The organism is Beijerinckia mobilis (assembly GCF_000745425.1).
Classification (GTDB): domain Bacteria; phylum Pseudomonadota; class Alphaproteobacteria; order Rhizobiales; family Beijerinckiaceae; genus Beijerinckia; species Beijerinckia mobilis.
Window position 1 is genome coordinate 1 of sequence record NZ_JQJH01000017.1, and the last position, 25,394, is coordinate 25,394.

Here is a 25,394-nt window from a genome sequence, read left to right on the forward strand (position 1 = left end):
CGACACCTTCGGTCTCATTCAAGGCTTCGAGCAGCGTTTCCCACAATCCAGCCAGCGTCCAGCGCCGAAACTGGCGATAAACTGATGACCATTTGCCGAAATGCTCGTGCAAATCGCGCCATTGCACGCCCGTGCGGGAAATCCAGAAAATACCATCAAGAACAAGGCGATGGTCCTTCGCACGTCGCCCGCTATGCGGCCCGCGCCGCGTCACGAACGGCTCAAGACAGGCCCATTCTTCATCCGACATCAGCCCACGAATCAAAGTCGCCTCCTTCTGAAAGCGACTTTGAATCAGAACCTTCGCAACTTGGGAATCCTATTCGTCAACAGGACCTAATTTCAGTATTTGATCGTGGCATTTTTTAACTCCGCCCATCTCTTGCATTCATCGCCCATTGATGACGGCGAAATTAAATTGGCAGTCATATCCCATCATATATACTCGTGTTTCCTGTTCGGGCTCTTATTGCAAGACCCTGCCGAGGCGCTTGATAAAGTGTGCCCGCAATATTTGCATGTGTAACGGCCACTGTGCCGCGCGATGTACTGGTGGACGCCGAATGAACTGACTGTTGATTTCTGGTTTCCCTGGGTCAGTTCTCTGTGGAATTCAATATATTGCTCTCCATCTTTAAAGAAATGCTGTGTTATCCCACCTAAACTTATCGGACGATAAGGGACGTCCTCACGCGCGCCAGCGCACGGTTCCTCACCAGTGCGGGCACATGTGATGAAGAAAGGGAAGAAGAACAACCCCTCCAGCTTCACTCATGGTTCCTCCACGAGTCGCGTGCCAGCAGCCTGCGCGGCTGTGCGAAGGTCTTTGTCCAGCGTGGCCAACGGCAACCTTTCACGCTGGGCCAGTTCCAAATAGCTGGCGTCATACACAGTCAGTTTGTATGCACGGGCCAGCGCGAGAACCACGGCTTCATCTGGAGCACGGTCGACGGCGATCCTGAGACATGCCAACCCTTGCAGGAAAGCGGCGGTATCGGCTTCGGTCAGCCGGCCGCGCCGCTCGTTGACGATCAGGATGTTGCGGACCTCAAACCACCAGAGGCTTGGCACCCACACCTCCTCCACGCGGACTCGCTCTAAGGCGAGAGAAGCGGCGGGATGATCTTCATCCTCGAACACCCAACAAGCGGCAACAGAAGCATCGAGAACGAAAGCCATATCAGTATTTATGGCCTTCGTGCCGAGCCGACAGCAATTCCTCAAGGGTGATCTTGCCGGTGCGCTTGCGCAGCGCCTTAATGCCGTTGATCGCCTTGTCGATGTCCTCCTGGCGACGATCCGGCTCTGGTACGAGACGGGCGATAGGACGTCCATGCCGGGTGATACTCACGGTTTCGCCATGTTCCACCTCGTCGAGAATCTGCAACAAGCGGGCTTTGGCCTCAGAAGCCTGAATCTCGCGCATGAACAGTCTTTCTTACTAGTTAAACTAACTGGTCATAATATAGCAGATTGTTTGAGAGCGTAAATCTTTAATTCCAAAAGCACGCGATAACAATTGCTTATCGGGTGTTTCCTGCAACGCGGTTGTTGGAATCTGCCATCTTGCCCGGCCTTCCGTTCGTGAGAGGGACCTCCCTGCCCCGGCTTCAGTCCTGCAGACCAACCGCCTATGACTACGACGCTGCAATGCAAAACAGACAGGCGCGACGGATGGGATGAAGTTTAAGTTCTAAGCTTCTCATGTCAGGCCAAAAGTGACCTCAAGGGGCATCACTCAACGACCGCTTAGCGCCCATCTCGGGCAAAGAAGTCTTCGCTCGCCGTTCCTGAAACCGGCCATTCAAATCGTCCACCGGCAATTCGCACACTGGGGCTCCCCAAACGGCTGGGTCTGGGACTTTCCTGTCAGACCGCTTCTGGGTCGGAATTGACCGAGGCGGCCGTTCAACCCACGGGGAAAACGCTTCGCAATCGGCAATGCGATTCACTGCGTGAGGCAGCGTACTATCAGCCGTGGAAGCTGTTCGCATATTGCAGGTGCACCACCGACGGCGAGACGCCGAAATGATCGGCGACGACTGTGACCGGTTGGTCCTCCATCTCGATCATGTGCACGACCGCGTCACGCGGTGCCATGAACTCGGCGGCGAACGCCCGTCCCACCGCCTGCCGGTCGGTGTAGAGATCGGCGACGCAGGACGCTCGATCGCCGAAGGCGATGAAGTCCCCGATCCCGCGCGCCAGCACAAAGGCGCTCGAACGCGGTCCCTCATCCTCGACGATGATGACCGGGACTTCCCCGTCTATGCTCTGGAACGCACGTAGCGATCCAGGCGCCTTGACGCTCAGGCCGAAGCGATCGCCAGCGCCCAGCAATCTCGACAGTCCATCGACGCCGCCTACGGGCTCGTCTTCCGTAAGCTTGAGCAAGGCGCGCGTATCGGCGGCCATGCTGTAGCCTTGGCGATAAGGCCGGACCGTAGGGTTGAGGTTACTCTGGCACTCGGCACGCAGTCGGGTTAGCACCGGCAGGGCGTTGCGCTCGTGGAACCGGTCAAGCTCCCGGCGCATCCACAATTGACCCTCCTCGAGTGCGTGAGCGAGGACCGCCGAGCTGAAGTCGAGGCGGGCATCCTCGTCGGGGATGAGCGCGATGAGGTCGCGGATTTGTGCGGCACGCACATCGTTGAGATCATAGGGAGACACGCCCAAGGCGCCCGCGGTCCGGCAGAACAGACGCTCCGCCACCTGGCTGCGCGAATCCTCGACACGCCGGAGCAACGCGTGGAGCGGGCGTGCACTGCGACCGCTCAACCAATGGCGTGAGGAGATCGGATGTAGGATCTCCTCAAGCAGCAACTGCTCGAACGCGGCGATTGTGAAGACCTTCGACCCGCGCTCAAGATCGAGCGCCCAGCCATTGCCGCCGCGTGCCTGGAGGTTGATCTGCGCGCCAAATACCGTTGCGAGTAGCGCGTAAGCTGCACCAGCTTGCTCCTCGAGGGAGAAGTCCCACAAGCGGAACGGCGCATCACGCCGGTAGAGCAGTCGCCACCAGTTCTCGAGCAGCCGCTGTCCAAGCGCGTTGAGGTCCGTCGTGGTCTGTGCAGCGGTTCGCTCGCGCGAGCCCGACGTCCACAGCCACGTGGTCAACTGTCCGGCGATCACGTCACTGTCCGCGTCGGCGTCCTCATCGAACACCATGCTAAACAGCGTGGCAGGCTCCGGTGCCGGGCGCGCCGAAGCGTCAGGCTCTTCCTTAAGTAGGTTGAGTTCGCGTGCCCGCTCGGCGCCCGCCTCGGTGATCTGCGGGATCGACCGGCGTCCGCTCGCTACGACTTCGATCAAGCCAGCGCCCGCAAGCGCCGATAGGGTCCGGCTGACATTGGGCTGGGCGCGACCGGCGAGCTCGGCGAGCGCGCCGATGCTCATGGGCCGATGGCGTGCGATCAGCCCAAGCACCTCGCGATGTCCCGGCACGCCCAGCACACGGACCCAATCATCGGCCTTCGGCGGCGCCTTGAGGTGATTGAGGAGTCTGTCCCGCATTGCCATAGCTGAAATGGTCTTATTCATGCTCATCATCCACAAAGAATTCCGACGACACCCCGCAGGCCTCGCAGTGCTTCACGACCTTGTCGAAGAAGTCTGTGATCAACTGCGCCGCCGAGACGAACATGTAGGGGTAGCGTTGCCCTGTCTGCCCGACCTTGTGCTCGTGGTCCCAGCGATCCTCGGGCGCGGCGCCGTCGAAGGCGTGGGCATTGTCGTATCCGAAAATCCGCTCGCCGCGCTCGTCCTGAAGGATCAGCGCATAGTCAAGACAATGCGGCTGTTGGTCAGTCTGATCGACCCAGTCGGCCCGGATGACCACCTGCCAACCATTCACCATCTGGTAGATACCAGCTTGCTCAACTAGATTCGATAGGTCGCGATGGCCAAACATATATCATTAGTTGATATGAATTGAAAGGCAATGTCAACCGGCATCCACATGGATGCCGTAACACTCGCCCCGTCCCGTCCTGCGCCTTGGCGCGTCGATCCTGCCAGTAATGTCGTGTGTAGCGCGCAGGAAGCCAGCGATGCGACGATCGCGGTCTTCCGCGATTGGCTTGTTGGGCAGGTCGGGGAGATGCCCGCTTCTCGGGATCAGCTCACGAAACGGAAAAAATTGTACGCTTACCGTGGCTGGCCTTTCGACTGAGTTCGAATAACCGTTTGAATCTATTAGAATATATGACCACGATCGACTTTTGAGAGTAGGCTTTAATCCAGAAGAAGATCGGCAAGTTTCATGCGAAAAATCTCGCTCGAAACCGTGCAGTATCTGGAGCAATAAAATAAATAATGTTATCAATTATATAGCGCCATTGATGGCATTGAACCACTTGGAAGTCCCAAGCTCAATTCTCAGGGTCAACCTCACGAATAAAAGCTTAAACGTACAATTTTTTCCGTTTCGTGAGCTGATCCCAGAAAGAGGCGCTGCTGCCCGATGATCTCAAGGCGATGCTCGGCTGTCTCGACCCCTCGGGCCTGCGCGGCATCCGCGACCGCGCCATTCTGCTCGTCAGCTTCACCGGGGACCTCCGCCGTTCGGAAATCACCGGTCTCGACTGCGCCGACAAGCAGACCGCCAATGGCACGGGCTGGATCGAGATTCTGCCCAAAGGCCTGGTGATAGTGCTCAAGGGCAAGAGAGGCTGGCGGGAAGTGGAGATCGGCCGTGGCTCGTGTCCCCTCACCTGTCCTGTCCACGCCATGGAGATCTGGCTGAAACTCGCCCGCATCGGCCATGGGCCGATCTTCCGCCGCGTGACGGGTCAGGGCAAGGAGGTCGGCATCGATCGGCTCAACGACCGCCATGTCGCGGAGCTGGTCAAGCGGGTGGCTCTTGCTGTCGGCGTCCGGGCGGATCTCCCGGAAGCGGAGAGAGGGAAGAAATTTGCGGGGCATTCCCCGCAGGCGGGGTTGGCCACCTCGGCCGAGATCGAGGAACGCCATGTGCAGAAGCAGCTTGGTCATGCCAGTGCCGAGATGACCCGCCGCTACCAGAGAAGACGCGACCGCTTCCGGATCAACCTCACCAAGGCCGCTGGGCTGTAGGACTGCAATCAGATCATAAGTGTCCTTGAATGAAATTAATTCAACTTCCACTTAGCGCCTCATTGTCGCCGTTCACGGTGCCGATCGCCAATCCCAAAACCCGTCATTCCTGCTGAACCCGCTTCCGATGTCTGCATCTGGGGACTTTCCCGTCGGACCGGTTCCAGGCGCCTCGGGGCGGAAACCAGACGTCGATCACCGCCTAAAGGGCCAACCCCGATCAGGGTGCTAGGGTTGATAGGTCTTGTTCAAGCGTAGCCAAGGATTGCAATCTCGCTACCCACCTACCAATTCAGAAAGCGGAGAATCTCATCAGGTCGCGGAAACAAAAACAACGCTCCAGATGACGGGGGACTAGTATGAAGGGGAAATGGCTTCGTCGACCGCAAAATAGCGTCGTGGTGATATTTCTGCACGGTGTTCTCTCGTCGATCGAGACCTGTTGGCGGCATGAAGGCGGTGCCTTCTGGCCTGATCTCGTGATGGATGTGCCCGAGACGAGACAATGCGGCGTATACGTATTCGCCTATCGAAGCACGATCTTCAGCGGCACCTATCGGCTCGGCGACGTCGTTGATGCGCTCAAGGAGCAGATGCGGCTCGATAAAATCTTCGATTGTCACTCGATTATATTCGTCGCCCATAGCATGGGCGGTATCGTCGCGCGCAAGCTCATCGTCTCGCGCACCACAGATTTCCAGTCTCGCAACATCAGGATCGGACTGTTCCTGGTCGCGTCACCTTCGCTGGGGTCGCAATACGCCAATGTGCTCACGCTCTTTGCCCTAGCGATGAAGCATACGCACGCGGAGGCGCTACGCTTTTCCCAGACCAACGGCTGGCTGATGGATCTCGATCGGGAGTTCATCAATCTCAAGGAGGCAGGGACGCTGAAGCTCGTCGGCAAGGAGCTGATCGAGGATAGGTTCATCTTCCTGAAGGGCGTTATCGATAGGCAAGTGGTCGAGCCCTTCTCAGGTGCCAGATATTTTGGCGAGGCGATCAAGATCCCGAACAGCGACCATAACTCGATCGCCAAGCCGGATTCCACCGATGCGCTGCAGCATCGCCTCTTGGTAAACTTCATCGAGGAATTTGTCGACGGCGAGTCACTCCCGATTGAATATGAGCTCAAGGACAGACTCCAGGACAGCCTCAATAGCTGCCGCGACGCTGGTGTCCCTTTCCGGACTTTCCATCGGCTCGCCGTTCTGTTCTCAATGCAAAGCGAGTTTACCGTGTCCTGCTTCGAGGAAGCAGAAACCGGAAAAGCCGCCAAGGTCGAAGGCTGGTTGCATCAGACGATTGCCCATCAGATCAAGAGTGAGAGAGGCCTGCCAAGCTTCCGCGACCCACTGAAAGATCTGGTCATCGGTGCCGCCGGCAAACTGGCCAAAGCGGACGGCGCGACACAAATCGACGAGCGGCACTATCTGCTTGCCGTCTTGAACGACCGCGACGCAGCCACCATCGCTGAACTGCGGCGAGGCCTCACCGAGGCTGGCTTCGAGAAGGTGCGGTCAGCCGCCCAATACGGCAGCCTCGAACCCTTCAAGCCGAGTCGCTCAAACGTGCTAAAGCTCGACGAATGAACGAGGATCGTCAATCTGGCGGGTTAAGGTCGTTTATCGGACGGCCTTTCTCGAACCTGCCCATACAAGATCGCCCCAAGCGCCTCTTGCGCATGGACGGTGGAGACGTCCTGCGGGTCCACACGATCAAGCGGGGCGGCATGGGCCTTGTCTACCTTTGTTCTTCTGAAGATGCTGAAGAGACGGAGCCCCAATTTGCGCTCAAGACCTTTGACGACCGTTACTTCTTCCATCCCGGGATGCAACAGGCAGTGGAAGTCGAGGCGCGAACCTGGATGCGCCTCTCCGGTCTCCCGTTCATTCTGCCTCTCATGGGCATCACGTCCTGCGACAAGAAACCGCATCTGGTCATGCCCGCTGTGCTTCCGAACAATGAGGGTAATGTAACCCTTGCCGACGAAATCAGACGACATCCGAAGGGAATGCCATCGCCCCGATCGTTTACGGTCGCTCTGGCGATTGCTCTGGGTCTGCGGGGATGCGGCGAGCGGATCCCCAACCTCGTCCATGGGGACATAAAGCCCGATAATATCTTACTTATCGGCGGTGACTCCCCTTTTCTCGCGGACTTCGGCACGGCCCGCATTGCGTCACGGGCGAAGCGACCGGCATCCGTCACCGGGACCGCCGCATATCTTGCACCCGAATGCTGGGAGGAGGAGGATCGGACCACACCGGCGAGCGACGTCTATGCGCTCGGCGCTACCCTCTACGAGATGCTTGCCGGTGCACCACCCTTCGCGTCGTTCCAGAACGATCTGCAGGCGCTCAAGAAGGCGCACCGTCAGGAGCCGGCGCGGTTCTCTTTGCCAACGGAAAACCCTCTCGAAGAGGCTCTGCAGGCGCTCGCGTTGCACTGCCTCCAGAAAGATCCAACGCATCGTCCTCCGACCGCTGGCGATATGTTGCTTGAGCTTGCCTGGATTGGCGATCAATTCGCCAGGGGCGAGATGGTCGAAACCCTAATGGCCGCCAGCCAATATGGAAGCGCAACGGAGGGAGAGGCGGAGATCGTCACCATGCGCGTCGAAGCGCTGCTGCGCCAAGACGATGCCGAGGGTGCGCTGGCAATCATTGAAACGTTGCCCGAGACCGACCTAACAGGACGGCTCCTTCAGCTGCGCGGCTCGGCCCTGTCGCTCGCGGGTCACGACGACGATGCGATCGCGGTCTTCGAGAGATGTTTAGCTGAGCAACAGCATCCCGCCGACCGCGCGGTTTGCCAGAGCGAATTGGGGCTGTCGCTCAAACGCCTGGGCAGGCTGGACGAGGCAAAACGGCTCTATGAACAGGCCATCCAGTCAGCGCCCCCAGAGAATTTGCTAGCATTGCGCGCAAACTACGCGACGACACTTCAGGAAATGGGAGATCTCAAAAAAGCAGAAGAAATCCTGATCAGGCTCACGCGTGAACATCCAAAGTCCTCCGAGGTTTGGGGCATGTTGAGCGACGTCAACGTGAAGATGGAGAAACCTGCCGAAGCCGCTGACGCCATAGCCCACGCTATACGGCTGGAACCCCGTAACGGCCGATACCGGGTCATGCTCGGGTCGATCCAGATCAAGGGCCTGCACGAGGTCGAGGCCGCACTCGAAACGCTCAATGTCGCCAATGGATTGGGTTACCATGTGGCCGAGTGGCTGGTTTTGACCTTGGCCTGTAATCTGCTGCTTGGCAGGGCCGGCGACGTGGGGGGGCTTCTTGATAGCGTGCGCAACGATCTTTCAGAAGAGGTTGCGATGGCGATGGTCGGCAAGGCGCTCAGAATTGCGAAGCAGGTGATGGACGGCGGGACGTCGCTGAACGACATTGACGAGTCAGAAGATGCGACGGCCGCGACCGATGTGGCCACTCCTGAGTATCTTCCGTCGCCCCCTTTCCCTGGTCTGACCTCCGAACCGACGGAGAAAGAGCCGGAAGGCACGCAGGAAAAGCTGCGCGCGCAAATCCGCGCGGGCACGCGACCACATCTCCAGATGCGAATGTCGGCCGTTGACAATACGATGATCCAGGATTTCTATTTTGGGCCCGAACAACCTGACTATGTCGAGATGTTCGTTCAAATGATGCGCGAGGTGCGTAATCCGATATTCAGCGGATTAGGAAACATGCGGCAGCGCACCACTCGCCACGCGTTTGCGAAATGCCCGAATTGCGGCGCCGTCATGCTCACGCAGCGAGACGAGGGTGAGCGCTATCGCTGCATTGGATGCGACGAGCACGTCCATGTACAGCGATATGCGACGCCAGAGCTAGATGCCCTGCGGGGCGCCGCGCTCGAGGCGGCCTATCTGAAACCGAAATCCTTGGGTGGTGGGACGCTCTTCGTGGGCGTCGGGCTACTCAAGCCGGATCAGGCAGAGGGGGTGAATCGCCACTTCACCGATGCCGGCTATGCGATGGTCTGCCCTCCACGCCGGATCATCCATGACATGTTCGTCATGCAGGCCCTTGATCGCGCCATCGATCTGCCGAAGGAGTTCGAAGTCTGGTGGAGCGAGTTGCCTCTCGACGACGCCGGGACCGCACAGGACGGCACCCAGGAAAGCTTTGATAGGCTGCTGCGCGAAACGATCAGAGAGGTGGGTGCACTAACCACGATGTCGGTGACCATCGACAGCGGCACAGGCCGGGCCTTCGCGTTGGCCACGCGTGAAGAGGCTTTCGATCAGCATCTCGATGGTGCCGAGGGCGTCTTGGAGAGTGCGGATCACGGCCGAGCCCTGGTACAGGCGGCAATCCACCTCGATCGCCTTACCGATGCGCAAAGATGTGTCGACCAACTACGATTGCTGTTCCCAAATGATCCCGACACTCAAGCGGCACAAGGCTTCCTGGCTATGGCCGAAGGCAATCATGCGCTCGCCATCGAGAGGATCAAAGCCGTGTTGGAGTTGCGCCCCCGAGACCAAGCCGCCCGCGCTACGCTCATGAACGCCTATCAAATTTTGGGGAAGGACGATCGTGCCCGGGAACTCTGGAACAAGCTTCAGGCTCATGGCATGATTCCTCGGCGCAGGGCCTACATGTAGCGGCTCGCAAACATCAGCACGGATGATCGCAATTATCGCGGGGCTGCGCTCAGATTGATTGCAACCGGGATTTCTGGGTAGGTGCAAGATCATTGCAAGCGTGATCGCAATCATCGACCTTGTGCCCACAATGATTGTAACCAAGGCCGGTCAAGAAAACCCTTCTATTTTTGCCCGATCACCGCTTGTTTGAGAAGCCCTCTTGCTACCCAGTTTTGGTGGGCATTAAACTTGGTAAGATAAACTCTGGTCGGTGACTGGTTTATGTCATGGGTTTCGTGACTACCGATAACAATTGCTTATCGCGTGCTTGGAAAGGCGGCCCCGGTCGCGCTAGGTTGTGGTGATGATTTAACTATTTGAGCCATATGGCGATAGCCGCGAGTTTGATAAAGCCAATGAAATTGGCGAGCAGCTTGTCATACCGTGTGGCGACGCGGAGGAACTGTTTGAGCTTGTCAAAAAAGCGCTCGATGTGATTACGCTCTTTGTACAGGACGGTGTCATAGACGCGTGGGCATTTGCGATCCCGTTTCGACGGGATGACGACCTCAATATCCCGTTGGTCCATCTTTTCAACGAGATGGCTGGCCATCATAGCCATTGTCAGCGAGGAGCACATCGGCCTCGATTCCATCAACGAGCTCATGAGCGAAAGCAATGTCATTGCACTGGCCGGGCGCTCCGATCAGACGGATGGGAAGGCCGAGGGCGTCAGTGGCAACATGGATTTTCGTGGTCAGTCCACCGCGAGACAGGCCAAGACCCTGGGCATGTGTACCCCTTTTCCTTATGGGCGCCAGCGGCCTGGCTGTGGGCACGCACGATGGTCGAATCGATCATCCCCCATTCAAGATCGGCTTCAGAATTGATGACCAGCAGCACGCAAAGTGGAACAGCCCCAACAATCTGAGCGCAGCTCCGCGGTAATTGCGATCATCCGTGTTGATGTTTGCGAGCCGCTACAATTACCCATCTGCATTCCGAAACAAACAGCGAGCCGGTAGTTCCGTCCAGAGATCGTGAAGGATCTGCCTGAGCAACAATGCCTCCGACCATCTGTCAGTCGTGTCATTACCATCCGGTCCTGTAATTGCGTAAGGCTTCGGACCCAGCTCGCAAGTGAAAACCAACTCGGCATCCGGCGCAGAGCGCTGCTGCCAATTACGCATGCCGTAGTCCCACCACTCGAGAAACAAATTCAGCCAAGGCCGGTGGTGAGGGAACGAGATTTCGAGCTGGATCTGTTCCCTCGATGCGATCCTGCCATGGAAGGCCCACGCGTTGCGCATGATGCGCTGGATCATATCGTTATTTTCCTCGTCAACAGGAAAAGCGAATTCACGGCCAACCAGAAAATGCGATAGGTCAGCAAGCAGCGGCAATCCGGGCCTCCGATCCAACAGATCCAACGTGAAGAACAAATCCGTCGTCATTCGATCGCGATGGGTTTCGATAAATACGGGAATGCCAGCGTCTTCGGCGAGCCGCATCCATCCATCGAGAAGTGGCAGGCAATCTTCAACCCGGCGCGGGCGGATATCGGGTTGAAGATCGATGTGGGTCACCGGAAATTCCGCCGCAAGCTCCAACGTCAGGCGTAAATCTTCGACGCAACGTGGAAAGCAGACTCCCTCGATCTTCAACCCCGTTCCCCGGATAGCTTCGTTCAGGCGAAGGACATCTTGACGGTTTGTGTAGTGTGCGCTGATGCCATCGAATTCCGCCTCCACAATCATTGCAATATTGTCGTCGAGGCTCCGCTCACGGCCATCCGTATGGCGCCATTCCATGGCCCAGAGCGATTGGAAAATCAGGAGCTTCTGCATCATGCAGCCCGTACGCTTTTCAAAAACATCTTGAGGTTTGCCCGCGGATCCGCCAATGCAGCGGGGTCTGGATGGATCCCTGCGGCAATGAGCCTCTCTGCCAGCTTGATGTCCTTGGCCAAGCTATTGCCGCTACCAAGCGCCGCCGCAGCCACAAGACGTCCGTTATCCAGATAAAATTCGAGCTCTCCTGCCGGGAGAGACCGCAAGACGCACTGATGCGTTGGTTGTGGCAGCCCTGCCACCTGGAGATTAAGATCATATTGATCGGACCAGAACCATGAGAGCGTGGTGAAAGCTTCCGCACTTCCAGCCATATTCCGCGCGGCAGTCTCCGCCTGGACTCTCGCATTTCGCCAGGTCTCATAACGAATGTACCCTCCGCCGGGCTGCGCGACCGCCGCGCAATCACCTGCAGCGAAAATATTCGGCATATTTGTGCGAAGATATATGTCTGTCTGGATTCCATTCCCTGTCATCAATCCAGCTGCTTCCGCCAAAGTCGTTTCAGGTAGAACTCCGATGACACTGACAACGAGATCGGCAGGCACCATAGTGCCATCGGTCAGAGTGACACTGAAGCTGTTGATTGCCGCAACACCTCGGCCCAGATGAAAGCCAACACCTTCAGCAATATGTCGGGCAAATAACTTCTCGGCGAAGCGCATCGGGACAGCGCGTCCCAGAGGTTTCGGCGCAGATTCGATCACATCGACGGTGATGTCCTTTCCACGCAGAACCGACGCAAGTTCCATCCCGATCAAACCACCACCGATGATGACAACACGCAGACCCTTTCCCATACGGGAGAAAATCATTTCAGCGTCGGCATAAGTGCGGAAATCAAGCGCAAGTTCGGCACCTGGACACGTCAGTTTTCTCGGACGCGCACCCGTGGCAAAAAGGAGTTTTTCATAGGTCAACGCCCGCCCATCATTCAGGATCACAGCTCCGGTCTCGCTATCAAGCTTCGATGCCGATGATCCCTGAAGATAATCGATTCCGGCAGACGCAAGCGCGTCACTTGTACATATCAGTTTCATCTCCGCTAAATCGCCAGTCGGCTTTGATAGCGGCGGCCGTTCATAGGGCAGATGAGGCTCGGCCCCGATCAATGTTATGGCTCCGGAATATTTCGCCTCGCGTAGGGCAAATGCTGCTCGTGTGCCGCATTCCCCGGCACCGATAATGATGATACCGTCCATGTGCTCTCCAAGAGAAAAACATCTGCGTGTAGCGGTGAAAACAACGCGCCGATCGGCCATGGGTCAGTTCTGATTATTGTATTTCGCCATATTCTCGGGAGTGACAAGTTCAAAAGGTACCATCACCTGCTTGTCGACGCTTTTGCCGTGCGCCAGGGCAAGGGCAGCGTCCAATGCGCTAGCCGCCTGCCCTTTAGCGTCCTGAAATACGGTCACGTCGAGCTCACCGGCCGCCATAGCAGCAAGGCCTTCCTGTGCTGCATTGACACCAACGACAATCACATCGTCCATCGATATGCCCGCAGCCCGGAGGGCTTGAATCGCGCCGATCGCCATTTCATCACTGTTGGCGAAAACCACATCGATTGGACGGCCCGCCGTGATCCAGTTCGTGGTCACATCCATCGCGTTGGTGCGCATCCAGGCGGCTGATTGCTCGTCCGCAATAGTTACACCTTTGCAATCTCCCGCTGCCAATGTCTCCTTAACCGCAAACGTGCGATCCCGTGACGCTTGATGAACCAAATCTCCCATCAATATATAGACTTGTGCATTGGCAGCTTTGCCTTTTTTCTTTAACAATCGACAGGCGGCCTCCGCACCCAAGCGTCCCGCATCAGTTTCCTTTGAGCCGACATAGGCTTGATTTTTGGGGAGCTGGTTTACATTGTCCGGCTCGAGATTGAGATAAACCAGCGGAGTTCCCGCCTTTTGCGCCGCAGCGGTAATAGCAGGGGCAACAGAAGTGTCCGTCAGCGTTAGGATGATCGCATCTACTTTTGCAGCAATAAAATTGTTGATCTGATTGATTTGCCGCGCGATGTCAGCCTGCGCATCCTCAACCTGGAGACGTATTCCGCCCACGTGGTTCGCTCTTGCTTGGAGCCCTTCGCGCAGCAACGTTTGGAAATTGTCATCGAAGTTCTGCATCGAGATGCCGATCGTCTCGGCCGAAGCGGTACCGACTATCAAGCTAGCCAGAACAGCTACCGTACAGATTGATTTCACGGTATCCTCCCCATTTATTTATTGCCGGGCATTCTATTGATTTGAAGGGCCCTTTATGCTGTCTGCCGTCATCCGCTCCTAGCTGATTGCCACGTGTACCACACCGTCCACCACCTCGGTTGGATAGGTCTTCAAATTATCACAGACAGGAAGCCGCAAGGCCTCACCCGTGCGATAATCGAAAGCACCGGAATGCTTGGGACATTCCACCTCAAAATCCATCACCAATCCGTCGGCGAGATGGATCGCCTCATGTGTACAGAGGCCGGCGGTGCAGTAGACACTGTCATCCGGTCCACGGTAGATCGCGTAGGTGCGGCTACCGTGATCAAAACGAATGACACTCTCCTGTTCAATATCATCGATCTTGCAAGCAGTGATCCAGGTCATTTTGCTGCTCCCCTGACTTCCATGCGACCCCTGCGGGCGGCGAGTTTTGCCTTCAGCTCGCGATAGCGTTCCTGCATCTGGGCTTCACCCTCTGGAGAGCCATCGTGCCAGCTGCCAAACCACTTATCGAGGGGGATCAGGGCATCGCCGTAATTCACTTCGAAATACTTATGGTGCAGGTAGTGGGCATAGGCATGACTATCGATCAGCTTGTCTCCGCCGACCTCTACTTTGTCGAAGCCGACATGACCCGGAATGGCTCCGAAGGCGGCGTAGTGGAGCTGGTAGAGCATGAGGATCGGGTTAGAAGGCAAGATCAGGTGGTAGAATGCTGTTCCAAAGTAAAGCAGATGCTCAACCGGATGCATCGACAGCGACGACCAGGGCGAGGGATTGACAGAGTTATGATGGACAGAGTGTACCCACTCATAAAGAAAGGGAGTATGGATGAGTCTGTGTATGCAGAAAAAATGTAATTCATGAATGATCGGCACCATCAGCGCAACAATGGCAAGCGTCCATGGGTGGTCCTTGAAAGTAAGCCAGGGCGCATAACTATTAGCATAGGCCCATAGCATCACGACCTCGATCGCAGTCCAGATCGTCACACCCGCTAGAAAAGTGCGCAGCATGTTGTCAATGTTCTGACTTTCGAACCAGAATGCCTTACTCTTCTGCCCGGCTGGAAACTTTCCATTGTACTTGAAGCGATTTTCCTGACGCTTCAGAACATAAAGATGGAGCTCGAATGCGCCATAGAAGCAAAAAGTGCAGAGCGCATTCACAACATAAAGCCTGGCAACCCAGCCGATGCCGATCGTCTGCATCATCTCCATCGGCGGAATGATCCACACCCAATAGGCAACCGCGGAAGCAGCAAAAATCACATTCCAGGGAAAGAAATAATGCGGCAACCATTTCAGGATTGCCATGAGCCGTGGCGGGAACACAAATAGCGGCGACGTCTCGATCGGCTGGATCGGTGCCCAGTCACCGCGCTTGTTGCGCTTGCCAAATTTCAGATCATCCATTGCGCTCTCCGTCGGGCGGACCGGCAGTCGTTGCGCCCATACAAATGTCACGTGGAGGGGAGCGCCTTAGACGCGTAACTCGGTGTCGCTTCTCTCGACGGCTCCGGCGCTTCTCCCTGCTGAGAAATTAACAAGGGGGCCTTGGAATGCCGAAGCTATTTTTGATCTAATTAGATCAAAGCGATTCTTTCATAATGGTAATGAAGCGAATGGGCGCTTTGTCCGGCTCGATATCGGTCACACCGATACGGCGCAGGATAAGGTCAAACGCGCGCCGGGCCTGCGCCTCCGGAGCTTGATCCAGCACCACATCCATTGTGCCGTCTTGCAAGGCAATGCGCGTGTATTCTGTCAGTTCGTGCCCAACGAAGAACACATCGCAGCCACGTGGATGCCGACGAAACACATCGATCAAGGCGGAATTAGCGCCTCCCGCATTATAGAAGCCGGCAAGATCGGGATACATCTCCAGTGCCGACCACAAGAGATCGGCGCTCGAACGCTCCTCGTCACGACCGAATCCGATCCATTCGAAGCCGGACGCGCCGAGATGCTCATGAAAATAATCCGAAAACCCGCGGATACGATCGCGATGCACTTGATAGATGGGGTGGCAAATCGCAATAACCGGCCCGGTCCGACAAGCCATTCGACTGATGAAGAGCGCGGCCGTTTGTCCAGCGGCATAATTGTCAATCCCTACAAATTCTCCGGCACGATCGGAAGCGCGCGTTACGACGTGCACGACTGGTAATCCTTGCGCGTTCACTTTTTCGACCGCAGCACTGATCACTGGATTGCTCGGCACGGCAAGGATCAAACCGGCCCGTGGAAGGTCGGTGGACAGGATGTGTTGCGCAATCTTTTCCGGCTTCATCTCTTCCGTGAAGGTGCGATGCACAATCACCAATGGATCAAGGGTCGCCGCGATCCGCTCGAAAGCACGAGAGAGACGTTGATAAAACGTCGTGTCTGGACGAACCATCAACACTTCCAGGCGCAAGAGACCGTGATGGAGCTCAGGCAGTATGCGCGGGTAGTTCAGAGTGCGTGCAGCAATTAGAACCTTTTTGACCAGTTCGGGGCGAACGCCTCCTCGTCCGTTCAAAACCCGCTCGACTGTCGCGGTTCCCACCCCGGCAAGACGCGCAATATCTCCATAGTTCGTCTTGCTCATATTCAATAATCCTCAAGAGTATCCATTTGGGTCGAGCGTGTTTTTATGTTTATTCACGGCTACCTCGCAAGAACGTGTTTGTGAGGATGACACTCTTTCACCTGACAGTAATGATGGCAAGTTTGGCCTCCCCCAATTGGATCTGCCAGCGTACACGCCGAGATCCAGTTGAACCGCATGACACCAAGACGCGCCCCAGCCGTCGGCAGAGCATTGAAAGTGACCATTTCCGGAGCAAGGGAACATGCTCAGGCAGGCAGCTTCCGGCCTCTCACCATCGCCCGATAAATCATCGAAGACTTTGAGACCATGTGCCTGCATCGACGTGGACCGCACAGTCAAGGCACGCTAGCCCCCCGCCCCGCATTCACGGTGTGTTTATGCATATAATTATTGCAATATATGTTGCCGATATTATATTTTCGCAATAAATTTTGAAAGAGCCGTCCATCGGCTCAGCGAACGAACATCTGAGGAACGCAGGCAGGGGGCATATATGGGTCTCACCGGAACGGAAACATATCCTAAGGCCGCACGGCGGCTGCGGCTTGGTATCGTCGGAGGCGGACAGGGAGCACTCGTCGGCCAATGGCACTGGGCCGGAGCACGGCTCTCAAACCGCTGGGACATGGTCGCGGGTGCCCTCTCATCCGATCCGGAACGGGCGCGAGCCTCAGGGCGCGACTGGATGCTTGCACAAGATCGGGTCTATGCCGACTATCATGAGATGGCGAAGGCCGAGGCGGCGCGCCCGGACGGGATCGAGGCGGTGGCGATCTGCACGCCGAATTGGACGCATCGGCCGATCGCCGAGGCCTTCATGGACGCTGGCATCGACATCATCTGCGACAAGCCCATGGCAATGACCCCGGAGGATTGCGACGCGCTCGCCGCAAAGCAGAACGAAAGCGGCGTCATCTTCGCGGTTACCCACCCTTATCCCTATCATCCGATGGCGCGCCAGGCGCGGGAGATGGTGGCGGCCGGAGCACTTGGTGAGATCCGGCAAGCGCTCGTCGAATACGCTCAGGACTGGGCCATGGAGCCGGACGACCCGGATTCGCGCACAGTCTCCTGGCGACGCGACCCGGCCAAGGTCGGCCGGGCTTCGGCAACCGGCGATATTGGCTCGCATGCACTTAACATGATCGAGTTCGTGACCGGTCTCCGCGTTAGTCGGCTCCGCGCTGACTTTCATGTCTGCGGCGCCCCAAAGGCAATGGAGGATACCGCCTTCATGAAGCTCGCCTTCGAGAACGGCGCACCCGGAGCGCTCTGGATCACCCAGGCCGCGCCCGGCAATTACTGCGCGCTGCGCTTTCGTGTCTACGGCACCAAAGCCGGGCTGGAATGGGATCAGGAATACCCCGAGCAGCTTCGCTTCCGCCCCTTGAACCAGCCCGAGCAGGTGATCGTCCGGGGCCATGGGGCCGGTGTCCTGCCCGGGGCCGAGCGGATGGTTCTGCTGCCACGTGGCCACGGCGAGTCGCTCTCGGACGCTTGGGGCCACCTCTACACCGAGATTGCCATCGCTGTTGAAGCCCGCCGCGCGGGTAAGCCGGTGCCGGAAGGACTCTTGGCTCTGCCTGGCATTGAGGAGGGTACAAGGGGCGTGCGGTTCATCCACGCCGCCGCGGACAGCAACGATGCGGGTGGAACCTGGCAGGAGCTGCCATAAGCCGGCTCTGACTCGCGAGTAACCGGCTCTGGTCGAAACATCGGTTTCGGCCACACCCCAACACGACCGGTCACGCGCCAACTTGGTGGCTCGATGTTTCGCGGGAACCCGCACGTATCAGATATTCTCCACGACATGCATGGAGACTGGATAAAGATTCCTGCGCCCAGACCCACTTTCAGGACAGGAACCTGTCATCCAGCCGACAAGGTCCTGAGCGATCTGGTCGATGGGTGTGCCCAACACCACATCGAGAATTCCACTCTCGAGCCCTGCACGTGTTTCGATGGTCAGTTCGTTCGAAACGGTGACGACCCTGCCCGGCTCCGCCTGCTCCCGCAAGGCAGCGATGGCGCCAGAGAAGCCGGAACAGGCGATATAGATACCGGCCAGATCAGGCCGCCGGCCAAGCAAATCGAGGACACCCTCCCTGGCCATATGAGCATCCTCCAGACTGATGAGAGGCGGGAGAACCTCGAAATCCGGCGCCGATTGCCGGAAAAATTCCGTAAACGCGATCTCCGTCTCCTCGTGCCCGAGATATCGGCGACTGCCCATCATAACCACCACCGGGCCAGGACGCCGCGCCAGCCGGGCTATGCTCCATGCCGCGAGCCGGCCGGCTTTGTGGTGGTCAACCCCGAAGAAAGCCGTCCGTGCTTCGGTGCTGAGATCAGACAGCAGCGTGAAGACCGGCATCCGCGTGGCAAGAGCCTCAACCGTCACGCCGATGCGCGGATGATCAGCGGCCACCACAGCGATCGCATCACAGCCCTTGGCGAGGTCGGTGATGCGATTACTCACGGTGGCAGGCGCGAGGTCCGGACAGAATTCAATCCTCATGCGGGCCTGTTGGCTGCGCGCCGCCTGCGTGAGAAGGCCGGCAAATCCCTGATAGAAAGGCTCGCTGCGCCGTTGTAGCAAAACACCGAGCCTCTTTTGCGGCCGGGTCTCTTCCATCCGCCGGCGGAGCAGACTGCTATTGTGGTATCCGAGCGCTTCTGCCGCGGCGAGAACCTTCTGCATGGTCTCGTCGCGAACAGGCGCCCGTCGGTTAAGCACCCGATCAACCGTGGCGATCCCGACGCCCGCTCGTTCCGCGACATCGGCAATACGCGGCCTTCCCATGGGTGGCCTCCCTGATAGTTCTTGCATCACCGTCTGCCAAGGACGGTGAGTGTTCTGATAGAAACTATCATGACGGTATTGCACGCAATAAATCAATCGCCTTATGATGTTGACGCAATAAAAATTGCTGCCACACACGGCGAACCTACGGTTGGGATGGAGGAAACCCGTCTGGGCCGAGCCCCGTCGTGAGGCGCATCGCGCTCTCATTCAAACACAAAAAATGGCTCCGATTTCTCTGTCTGCGGCAGTCGCATCTGCCGGGGATGAGATTGTGCGCCGCGCTTTCTTCGGGAGAAACCCATGGTGGACAATGACGGCAGAAACAATCGTGACTACAGCCTGACCGGCCGCGATGCCCATTTCGCTGAGGCATGCGGACTCGCTAATGCCGACTGGTACCACTGCGCCATTCCACGTAAAGAGCTGAAAAATCTGCTGAAGCGCCAGGACGGACCAGCGATCCGTGACACACTGATCTGGATCAGCGCGCTTGCTGTAACTGGCTTTGGCGGGGTCTGGTTCTGGGGCAGTTGGGTCTGTATTCCCTTCTTCATCGCTTATGGTGTCCTTTACGGTTCCGCCTCGGATTCGCGTTGGCATGAATGCAGCCATGGGACCGCATTTAAGACGCGTTGGCTGAATAACATCGTCTATCACATTGCCTGTTTCATGATCCTGCGCGAGCCGACCATCTGGCGCTGGAGCCATGCGCGCCACCACACGGATACAGTGATCGTTGGCCGTGATCCGGAGATCGTCGCTCACAGACCGCCCGATATTCTCGGCATGCTTCTGAATCTCTTTGCCATCAAGTCGACGTTTCACGCCTTTGGGAAGCTGCTCCTGCATGCTACCGGCAGGCTCGACCCCGAAGAGATGACATTTGTGCCAGAGATGGAGCATTCCAAGGTCTACTGGGTCGCCCGGCTCTACCTACTGCTATTTGTAGGCGTTGCTGCCGGATGTGTCGCTCTGGCCTCGATCCTGCCGGCGATGCTGATTGGCTTGCCGACACTCTACGGCGCCTGGCTCGCCCAGATTTTTGGACTCACGCAACATGCTGGTCTTGGAGAGAATGTGCTTGATCATCGGCTGAACTCCAGGACCGTGATGATGAATCCGGTGTTCCGGTTCCTTTACTGGAACATGAACTATCACATCGAGCACCACATGTTTCCCATGGTGCCATACCACGCATTGCCGAAGCTCCATGAGGCAATAAAGGCTGATTGTCCCGCGCCCTATCCGAGCCTTCTGGCCGCCTACCGGGAGATTATTCCCACCCTCCTCAAGCAGCGCCGGGATCCGGACTATTTCGTACAGCGCCGTTTGCCAGATCACGTGGTGACAAACTCGGACACCGAAAACTTACACCTGGCTCCAGCCGAATAGTCGCGGCCCGCGCATTCCTGCCGCCTGCCCTAGTCAAGGCCATCCCCTGAGTTTTCATGACGTGCATCGCCCGTCTGAGAGGAAAGCTATGAGCATCACCGATACGCCTGTATGGATCCTCGCCTGCATGGTGGATGATATCGAAGAAGAAGATGTGATCCGCTTCGATCATGGAGATCGGACTTTCGCCATTTACCGATCGATAAAGGATGAGTATTTCGCCACGGATGGTATGTGTACACATGAGCACGTTCATCTCGCAGACGGCTTGCTGATGGGTTACATCATCGAGTGCCCTAAGCACAACGGCCGATTCGACTGCCGGACGGGTCAGGCGAAAGGCGCACCGGTTTCTGTCAACCTGCGGACCTATCCGGTCAAGGTGGAAGACGGCCGGGTCATGATCCAAGTGAGATGACGCCATGACCGTTGAACGCATTGTCATCATCGGCGCTGGCGAAGCCGGGTGTCGTGCCGCTTTCGCCTTGCGCGAGAATAGTTTCACTGGCGAGATTGTTCTGCTCGGCGACGAGCCGCTCTCACCCTATGAGCGTCCGCCTTTATCCAAGCAGTGCCTACAGACAAAGGAGCCCGCGCGCTATATCGCCCAGGCGGAGCAATTCTCCGCGCAGGCCATCACGTTTCGTGCCGCCTGCCCGGTCGAGGCGATCCAGCCCCAATCCCACATTGTGAGGCTCGGTGCGGGAGAGGAGATCCGCTATGACCGCTTACTGCTGGCGACCGGCGCCCGCGCCCGGCCCCTGAGGATAAAGGGCGCCGATGCCGCCAGCCTGTTCTATCTCCGCACTCATGCCGATGCTCTCCGTCTGGGGGGCGTGCTGGACACGGGACGCCGTATCGCCATCGTGGGCGGTGGGTTCATTGGCCTTGAACTGGCCGCATTGGCACGCACTGCTGGCGCCGAGGTCATCTTGTTTGAGGCGGCAACCCGTCTGTTGAGCCGTGGCGCATCGGCTGAACTTTCCGACAGGGTCGCTGCTCTCCATTTGCGGGCAGGTGTAGACCTGCGCCTTGGGGCGCAGATCGCGGGTATCGCGCAAACGGGTCAAGCGCATACAATCCTTCTCTCGGATGGTGAGCAATTTGCCTGTGATGCCATTCTTGTGGGTGTCGGTGCTGAGCCGGAGACCAAACTGGCTGCAGCGGCCGGCATTACCTTGGATAATGGTATCGCCGTCGACAGCCAACTACGCACCAGCACACCTGATATCTTTGCCGCGGGAGATTGCTGTTCTTTTCCGCATCTACTTTATGGCCAGCGGCGTATTCGGCTCGAGGCATGGCGAAACGCGCAGGACCAGGCCAACCTTGCCGCGCGTAATATTCTTGGCGCGAGCGAAAGCTATACGGCCGTCCCCTGGCTCTGGTCCGACCAGTACGACATCACCTTACAGATCGCGGGTCTGATCGATGAGGGCACCACACTGGTGACCCGCAACCTCGCCGATGGTGGAGCCCAACTGCATTTTCACCTCAACGACGAAGGACGCTTGGTGGCGGCCGCGGGCATAGGAACCACCGGGCTGATCGCCCGGGACATACGTCTCGCCGAAATGCTCATCGCGCAACGCGCGCGGCCTGCCATCGCGGCTCTCGCCCAACCGGACGTGAAGCTGAAGACTTTGCTCGCAGCCTGACGCTTTCCCCGCTTGTCCCCCTCGGGAGGAAAACTGTGCAATATTCGCAAATTCCCCGTTCCGGCGAGAGGATCAGCCGTCTCGGATTCGGCGCCATGGGCTTCGCTGGCTGGTTCGGTTCGCAGGATGAAAAAGAGCATGTAGCCGCGCTTCACCTCGCATTAGAGCGAGGCGTCAATTTCATCGATACCGCCCGCGCCTATGGCGATTCAGAACGCATCGTCGGTATAGCACTGCGCGAATGGCATGGAGAAAAGCCATTCGTCGCCACCAAAGTGGAGGGGCTCGCTGGCGAACCGCAATGGGGGACGGTGGTACCCGTCACGGAATCATTTCCGCCCGGCCAGGTACGAGCTTCCTGCGAAAAATCCCTTCGAGCCCTCAATCTCGATCAGATCGATCTGTTGCAACTTCATACTTATTGGCCGAACTGGGGTATCTCCGGCTACTGGATGGATGAACTTCAGGCCCTGAAGGATGAAGGAAAGATCCGGTATATCGGCATCTCCATCCCTGATCACCGCTCCGATATGGTGTTGCCCATCGTGATGAGCGGGGCGATCGATGCGGTGCAGACCATCATCAATATCTTTGATCCCACCGCACTCGAAGTGCTGGTGCCCTTCTGCCAGACGCATAAAGTCGCGGTGATCGCACGCTGTATCCTCGACGAAGGTGGATTGTCAGGTTTCCTCACCCCGCAGACGTCCTTTACCGAGGGCGATTTCCGCGATGGCTATTTCGATGCGACGGTCCCGCGCGAGGCCTATATCCACAAGGTGGAAGCCCTGCGTAGCTTCATACCGGCCAATGCGTCGAGCCTTGCAGCTCTCGCCATTAAATATGCGCTGCATGATCCCGGGATCACCACCGCAATCTCGTCCATGCATGTGCGGGCCTTCCTTGAAGCAAATCTCACCGCATTGATGGAGGATCCGCTCGACGAAGCGACCTTCCGCACTCTGATGACGCGCCATCGCTTCATCAAGAACTACTCGAATTTCAAGCATTTCGGAGTGGTCTGACAATGCATGGACCGGATGAAATCCGCTGGGAGCGGTTGAAACCCGCCGAGTTCATCGCTCGCCGCGATGCCTGCCCGATCGTCTATCTGCCCATGGGCCTGTGCGAACCCCATGGCCATGTGGCGCCCTTCGGCCTCGATACCATTAAGGCCGAATGGCTGTGTATGGAGGCCGCACGCCGCTTCGGCGGCGTAGTCGCACCGACGCAGAGCTGGCATATACACGAATGCGGCTATCATGCACCATGGCTGCAAGAGGTCATGGGCGGTGTCAATCCGCTACTCGCGGCGCTGCCGGCCCATCTGGTGCTCGAGACTCTGCTCTATCAACTTCGCGCCTTCCGCAACGCCGGTTTTAAAGCAGCCGTGGTCATATCGGGCCATAATGGTGCCCAAGACGACCTGCGCATGGTAGCACGGCATTTCTCTACTGCTTTTCCCTTCGAGCATTTCATTGCAAGTGATCCGGAGCTGGTTGATGGCCTATTCCAAGGCGATCACGCCGGTCGCTATGAAATCTCCCAGCTTCTCGCCATCAGCGGAGAACTCGTCGCGCTTGGGCGGGCTGACCGGATTAACACGGACGCGCTCGGTCGTTTCGCCCAAAACCCGGATGCGGTCGAAGCGACAGTGGAGGAAGGTCAATCAATTCTCGATGCATCGCTTGAGCACATTGGCCAAGTCGTACGAGCTTTTCACCTCGCCGCGAAACAACCAACAGATTTTATCCCGATGAATGCACTGATCCCTATTTGGCGGGCCATTGACGCGGATCGCGTGCACTGGTGTACCACTGATCTATCACCTTCGGATACCGCCTCTCCTCAAATACTATAATAAAGAGACAGCTTTCTATACGAGCGTAATATATCCGAAGCGCACACAAATAATGTAGCCTGCTCATTATAATTATATGGAGGAAACAATGAAACGGATTCTTCTGGCTGTCATAGTTGTTCTAAATGTTTCCTGCTCGGCTTATGCCGAGACCATCGGCGTATCCATGTCAGCTTTTGACGATAATTTTCTGACTGTGCTCAGGAACGCCATAATTGCCCACAGCCATTCTCTACCTGACGTACGTGTCCAAATTGAGGACGCCCAGAACGATGTATCACGCCAACAAAACCAGGTTCAGAATTTCATCGCCTCTGGTGTGAGCGCCATCATCGTCAACCCAGTGGATACTGATGCGACTGAGAAAATCTCCAAACTCGCTTCTGACGCCAAGATTCCTCTTGTCTATGTTAATCGGCAACCAGCGAACGTGGATCGGTTACCGGAATCTCAGGCCTTTATCGCGTCCGATGAGAGAGTGTCAGGAACATTACAAACGCAGGAGGTCTGCCGCCTGCTCAAGGAACATGGCAAAGGCAAGAGCGCAAATGTCGTGGTGATAATGGGTTTGATGTCCAATCAAGCGAGCCGGCAACGGACCAAAGATATACATGATGTTATAGAGACTCCCGAATGCGCCTTCATGAAGGTCGTGGACGAACAAACCGCTAACTGGCAGCGCACCGAGGCCATTAATCTGATGAGCAATTGGCTCTCTGCCGGGATCCAGTTCGACGCCGTAATCGCCAATGCAGATGAAATGGCCATCGGCGCTATTCAGGCCATGCAATCGGCGGGGGTTCCAATGAAAGATTATATCGTCGCGGGTATAGACGGCAGTCCTGACGGGATCGAATTGATGAAGCAGGGCTACCTGAATGTAACCGTGTTTCAAGATGCCGTCGGGCAAGGCACGGCGGCACTAGATACCGCTTTGACTTTGGCGCACGGTAACAAGACCGAACAGAAAATCTGGGTGCCGTTTCAGCTGATCACACCAGCGAATATGAATGAGTTCACTGGCCGGAATTGACGTTTAACCATAGAAAGAGAATGGTTAGCAATTATTGTGACAGGTTTTGTACACATGAAGATTGCACTTGATCCCTACATGCATCGACAGATGATAAGCTCATTCTGCCCTGAGGAACGGACAGGAATGAAGACGACGAGAAAGCGCTACAGCACAGATTTCAAGGTGCGGATTGCGATGGAGGCGATCTGGGGCGACGTGACGCCTGCGGCCGACGATCTTCTTGGCCCCATCATAACCCAGTGTGCTGCTGAGGCCGGCGCCTTGACTGTCTGCTGGGCTATCCAGGCTCGCCGCGCTGGGT

21 protein-coding genes and 2 pseudogenes are annotated in these 25,394 nt (G+C 57.2%); 10 read left to right on the forward strand and 13 right to left on the reverse strand.

The features are described from left to right. The 5 genes from DL88_RS13090 to DL88_RS13110 all read right to left on the reverse strand — a co-directional run. Positions 1 to 250, reverse strand: a 250-nt coding sequence (locus DL88_RS13090; RefSeq protein WP_034996808.1) for a transposase, incomplete at its 3' end; no start/stop codon positions are given. Positions 251 to 771: 521 nt separating this feature from the next. Further along, positions 772 to 1,179: a type II toxin-antitoxin system VapC family toxin gene (locus tag DL88_RS13095; RefSeq protein ID WP_051955964.1), complete on the reverse strand. Its 408-nt coding sequence runs from the start codon at positions 1,177 to 1,179 to the stop codon at positions 772 to 774. A gap of 1 nt (position 1,180) precedes the next feature. Next, a complete protein-coding gene (locus DL88_RS13100) occupies positions 1,181 to 1,426 on the reverse strand; it encodes a type II toxin-antitoxin system Phd/YefM family antitoxin (RefSeq protein ID WP_034996815.1) in 246 nt (81 codons plus the stop codon). 545 nt (positions 1,427 to 1,971) lie between these two features. Further along, positions 1,972 to 3,540, reverse strand: coding sequence for an HVO_A0114 family putative DNA-binding protein (locus tag DL88_RS19465; RefSeq protein WP_051955965.1), 1,569 nt, complete (start codon positions 3,538 to 3,540; stop codon positions 1,972 to 1,974). After that, a complete protein-coding gene (locus DL88_RS13110) occupies positions 3,533 to 3,856 on the reverse strand; it encodes a toxin-antitoxin system TumE family protein (RefSeq protein WP_156971095.1) in 324 nt (107 codons plus the stop codon). Before DL88_RS13110 ends, DL88_RS19465 begins: the two co-directional genes overlap by 8 nt. Before the next feature lie 584 nt (positions 3,857 to 4,440). Here DL88_RS13110 and DL88_RS13120 point away from each other — a divergent pair. The 3 genes and pseudogenes from DL88_RS13120 to DL88_RS13130 all read left to right on the forward strand — a co-directional run. Then, positions 4,441 to 5,073, forward strand: a pseudogene (locus DL88_RS13120) (tyrosine-type recombinase/integrase); the annotation flags it as partial. Between the two features lie 359 nt (positions 5,074 to 5,432). Further along, the gene (locus DL88_RS19470) at positions 5,433 to 6,665 is read left to right on the forward strand and encodes an alpha/beta fold hydrolase (protein ID WP_051955966.1); all 1,233 of its coding nucleotides are present in this window, start codon (positions 5,433 to 5,435) and stop codon (positions 6,663 to 6,665) included. Beyond that, positions 6,662 to 9,697, forward strand: coding sequence for a protein kinase domain-containing protein (locus DL88_RS13130; RefSeq protein WP_084705178.1), 3,036 nt, complete (start codon positions 6,662 to 6,664; stop codon positions 9,695 to 9,697). The genes DL88_RS19470 and DL88_RS13130 overlap by 4 nt, the downstream gene beginning before the upstream one ends. Before the next feature lie 355 nt (positions 9,698 to 10,052). On the opposite strand, the pseudogene DL88_RS13135 reads toward DL88_RS13130, so the two are convergent. The 7 genes and pseudogenes from DL88_RS13135 to DL88_RS13165 form a co-directional block, all read right to left on the reverse strand. Then, a pseudogene (locus DL88_RS13135) lies at positions 10,053 to 10,573 on the reverse strand (IS5 family transposase); the annotation flags it as partial. A gap of 92 nt (positions 10,574 to 10,665) precedes the next feature. Beyond that, positions 10,666 to 11,529, reverse strand: coding sequence for a sugar phosphate isomerase/epimerase family protein (locus DL88_RS13140; RefSeq protein WP_051955967.1), 864 nt, complete (start codon positions 11,527 to 11,529; stop codon positions 10,666 to 10,668). Beyond that, entirely contained in the window at positions 11,526 to 12,731 is a 1,206-nt protein-coding gene (locus DL88_RS13145; protein WP_034996823.1) for an NAD(P)/FAD-dependent oxidoreductase, read from the reverse strand. The genes DL88_RS13140 and DL88_RS13145 overlap by 4 nt, the downstream gene beginning before the upstream one ends. 63 nt (positions 12,732 to 12,794) lie before the next feature. After that, positions 12,795 to 13,739, reverse strand: coding sequence for a substrate-binding domain-containing protein (locus tag DL88_RS13150; protein WP_034996828.1), 945 nt, complete (start codon positions 13,737 to 13,739; stop codon positions 12,795 to 12,797). Positions 13,740 to 13,817: 78 nt separating this feature from the next. Beyond that, positions 13,818 to 14,129 (reverse strand): MocE family 2Fe-2S type ferredoxin, encoded by a 312-nt coding sequence (locus DL88_RS13155; RefSeq protein WP_034996830.1) that lies wholly within the window; start codon positions 14,127 to 14,129, stop codon positions 13,818 to 13,820. Beyond that, entirely contained in the window at positions 14,126 to 15,160 is a 1,035-nt protein-coding gene (locus DL88_RS13160) for a sterol desaturase family protein (RefSeq protein ID WP_034996833.1), read from the reverse strand. Before DL88_RS13160 ends, DL88_RS13155 begins: the two co-directional genes overlap by 4 nt. Before the next feature lie 175 nt (positions 15,161 to 15,335). Beyond that, positions 15,336 to 16,337: a LacI family DNA-binding transcriptional regulator gene (locus DL88_RS13165; RefSeq protein WP_034996838.1), complete on the reverse strand. Its 1,002-nt coding sequence runs from the start codon at positions 16,335 to 16,337 to the stop codon at positions 15,336 to 15,338. 496 nt (positions 16,338 to 16,833) lie between these two features. Here DL88_RS13165 and DL88_RS13170 point away from each other — a divergent pair, with 496 nt between their 5' ends. Further along, the gene (locus DL88_RS13170) at positions 16,834 to 18,015 is read left to right on the forward strand and encodes a Gfo/Idh/MocA family protein (protein WP_034996842.1); all 1,182 of its coding nucleotides are present in this window, start codon (positions 16,834 to 16,836) and stop codon (positions 18,013 to 18,015) included. Positions 18,016 to 18,132: 117 nt separating this feature from the next. Here the strand turns inward: DL88_RS13170 and DL88_RS13175 are convergent, their stop codons facing one another. Then, the gene (locus DL88_RS13175) at positions 18,133 to 19,143 is read right to left on the reverse strand and encodes a LacI family DNA-binding transcriptional regulator (RefSeq protein ID WP_034996844.1); all 1,011 of its coding nucleotides are present in this window, start codon (positions 19,141 to 19,143) and stop codon (positions 18,133 to 18,135) included. A 303-nt stretch (positions 19,144 to 19,446) separates the two neighbouring features. On the opposite strand from DL88_RS13175, the gene DL88_RS13180 reads away from it, so the two are divergent. The 6 genes from DL88_RS13180 (at position 19,447) to DL88_RS13205 (ending at position 25,090) form a co-directional block, all read left to right on the forward strand. Further along, complete coding sequence (locus DL88_RS13180) at positions 19,447 to 20,538, forward strand: fatty acid desaturase family protein (RefSeq protein ID WP_034996851.1); 1,092 nt, start codon at positions 19,447 to 19,449, stop codon at positions 20,536 to 20,538. A gap of 88 nt (positions 20,539 to 20,626) precedes the next feature. Then, a complete protein-coding gene (locus DL88_RS13185) occupies positions 20,627 to 20,956 on the forward strand; it encodes a MocE family 2Fe-2S type ferredoxin (protein WP_034996854.1) in 330 nt (109 codons plus the stop codon). A 4-nt stretch (positions 20,957 to 20,960) separates the two neighbouring features. After that, the gene (locus tag DL88_RS13190; RefSeq protein ID WP_034996855.1) at positions 20,961 to 22,196 is read left to right on the forward strand and encodes an NAD(P)/FAD-dependent oxidoreductase; all 1,236 of its coding nucleotides are present in this window, start codon (positions 20,961 to 20,963) and stop codon (positions 22,194 to 22,196) included. 35 nt (positions 22,197 to 22,231) lie between these two features. Further along, positions 22,232 to 23,221, forward strand: a complete 990-nt coding sequence (locus DL88_RS13195; protein WP_034996856.1) for an aldo/keto reductase — start codon at positions 22,232 to 22,234, stop codon at positions 23,219 to 23,221. A gap of 2 nt (positions 23,222 to 23,223) precedes the next feature. Next, positions 23,224 to 24,057, forward strand: a complete 834-nt coding sequence (locus DL88_RS13200) for a creatininase family protein (RefSeq protein WP_051955968.1) — start codon at positions 23,224 to 23,226, stop codon at positions 24,055 to 24,057. An 88-nt stretch (positions 24,058 to 24,145) separates the two neighbouring features. Continuing rightward, complete coding sequence (locus DL88_RS13205; protein ID WP_034996858.1) at positions 24,146 to 25,090, forward strand: sugar ABC transporter substrate-binding protein; 945 nt, start codon at positions 24,146 to 24,148, stop codon at positions 25,088 to 25,090. The last annotated feature ends 304 nt before the right edge of the window (positions 25,091 to 25,394 follow it).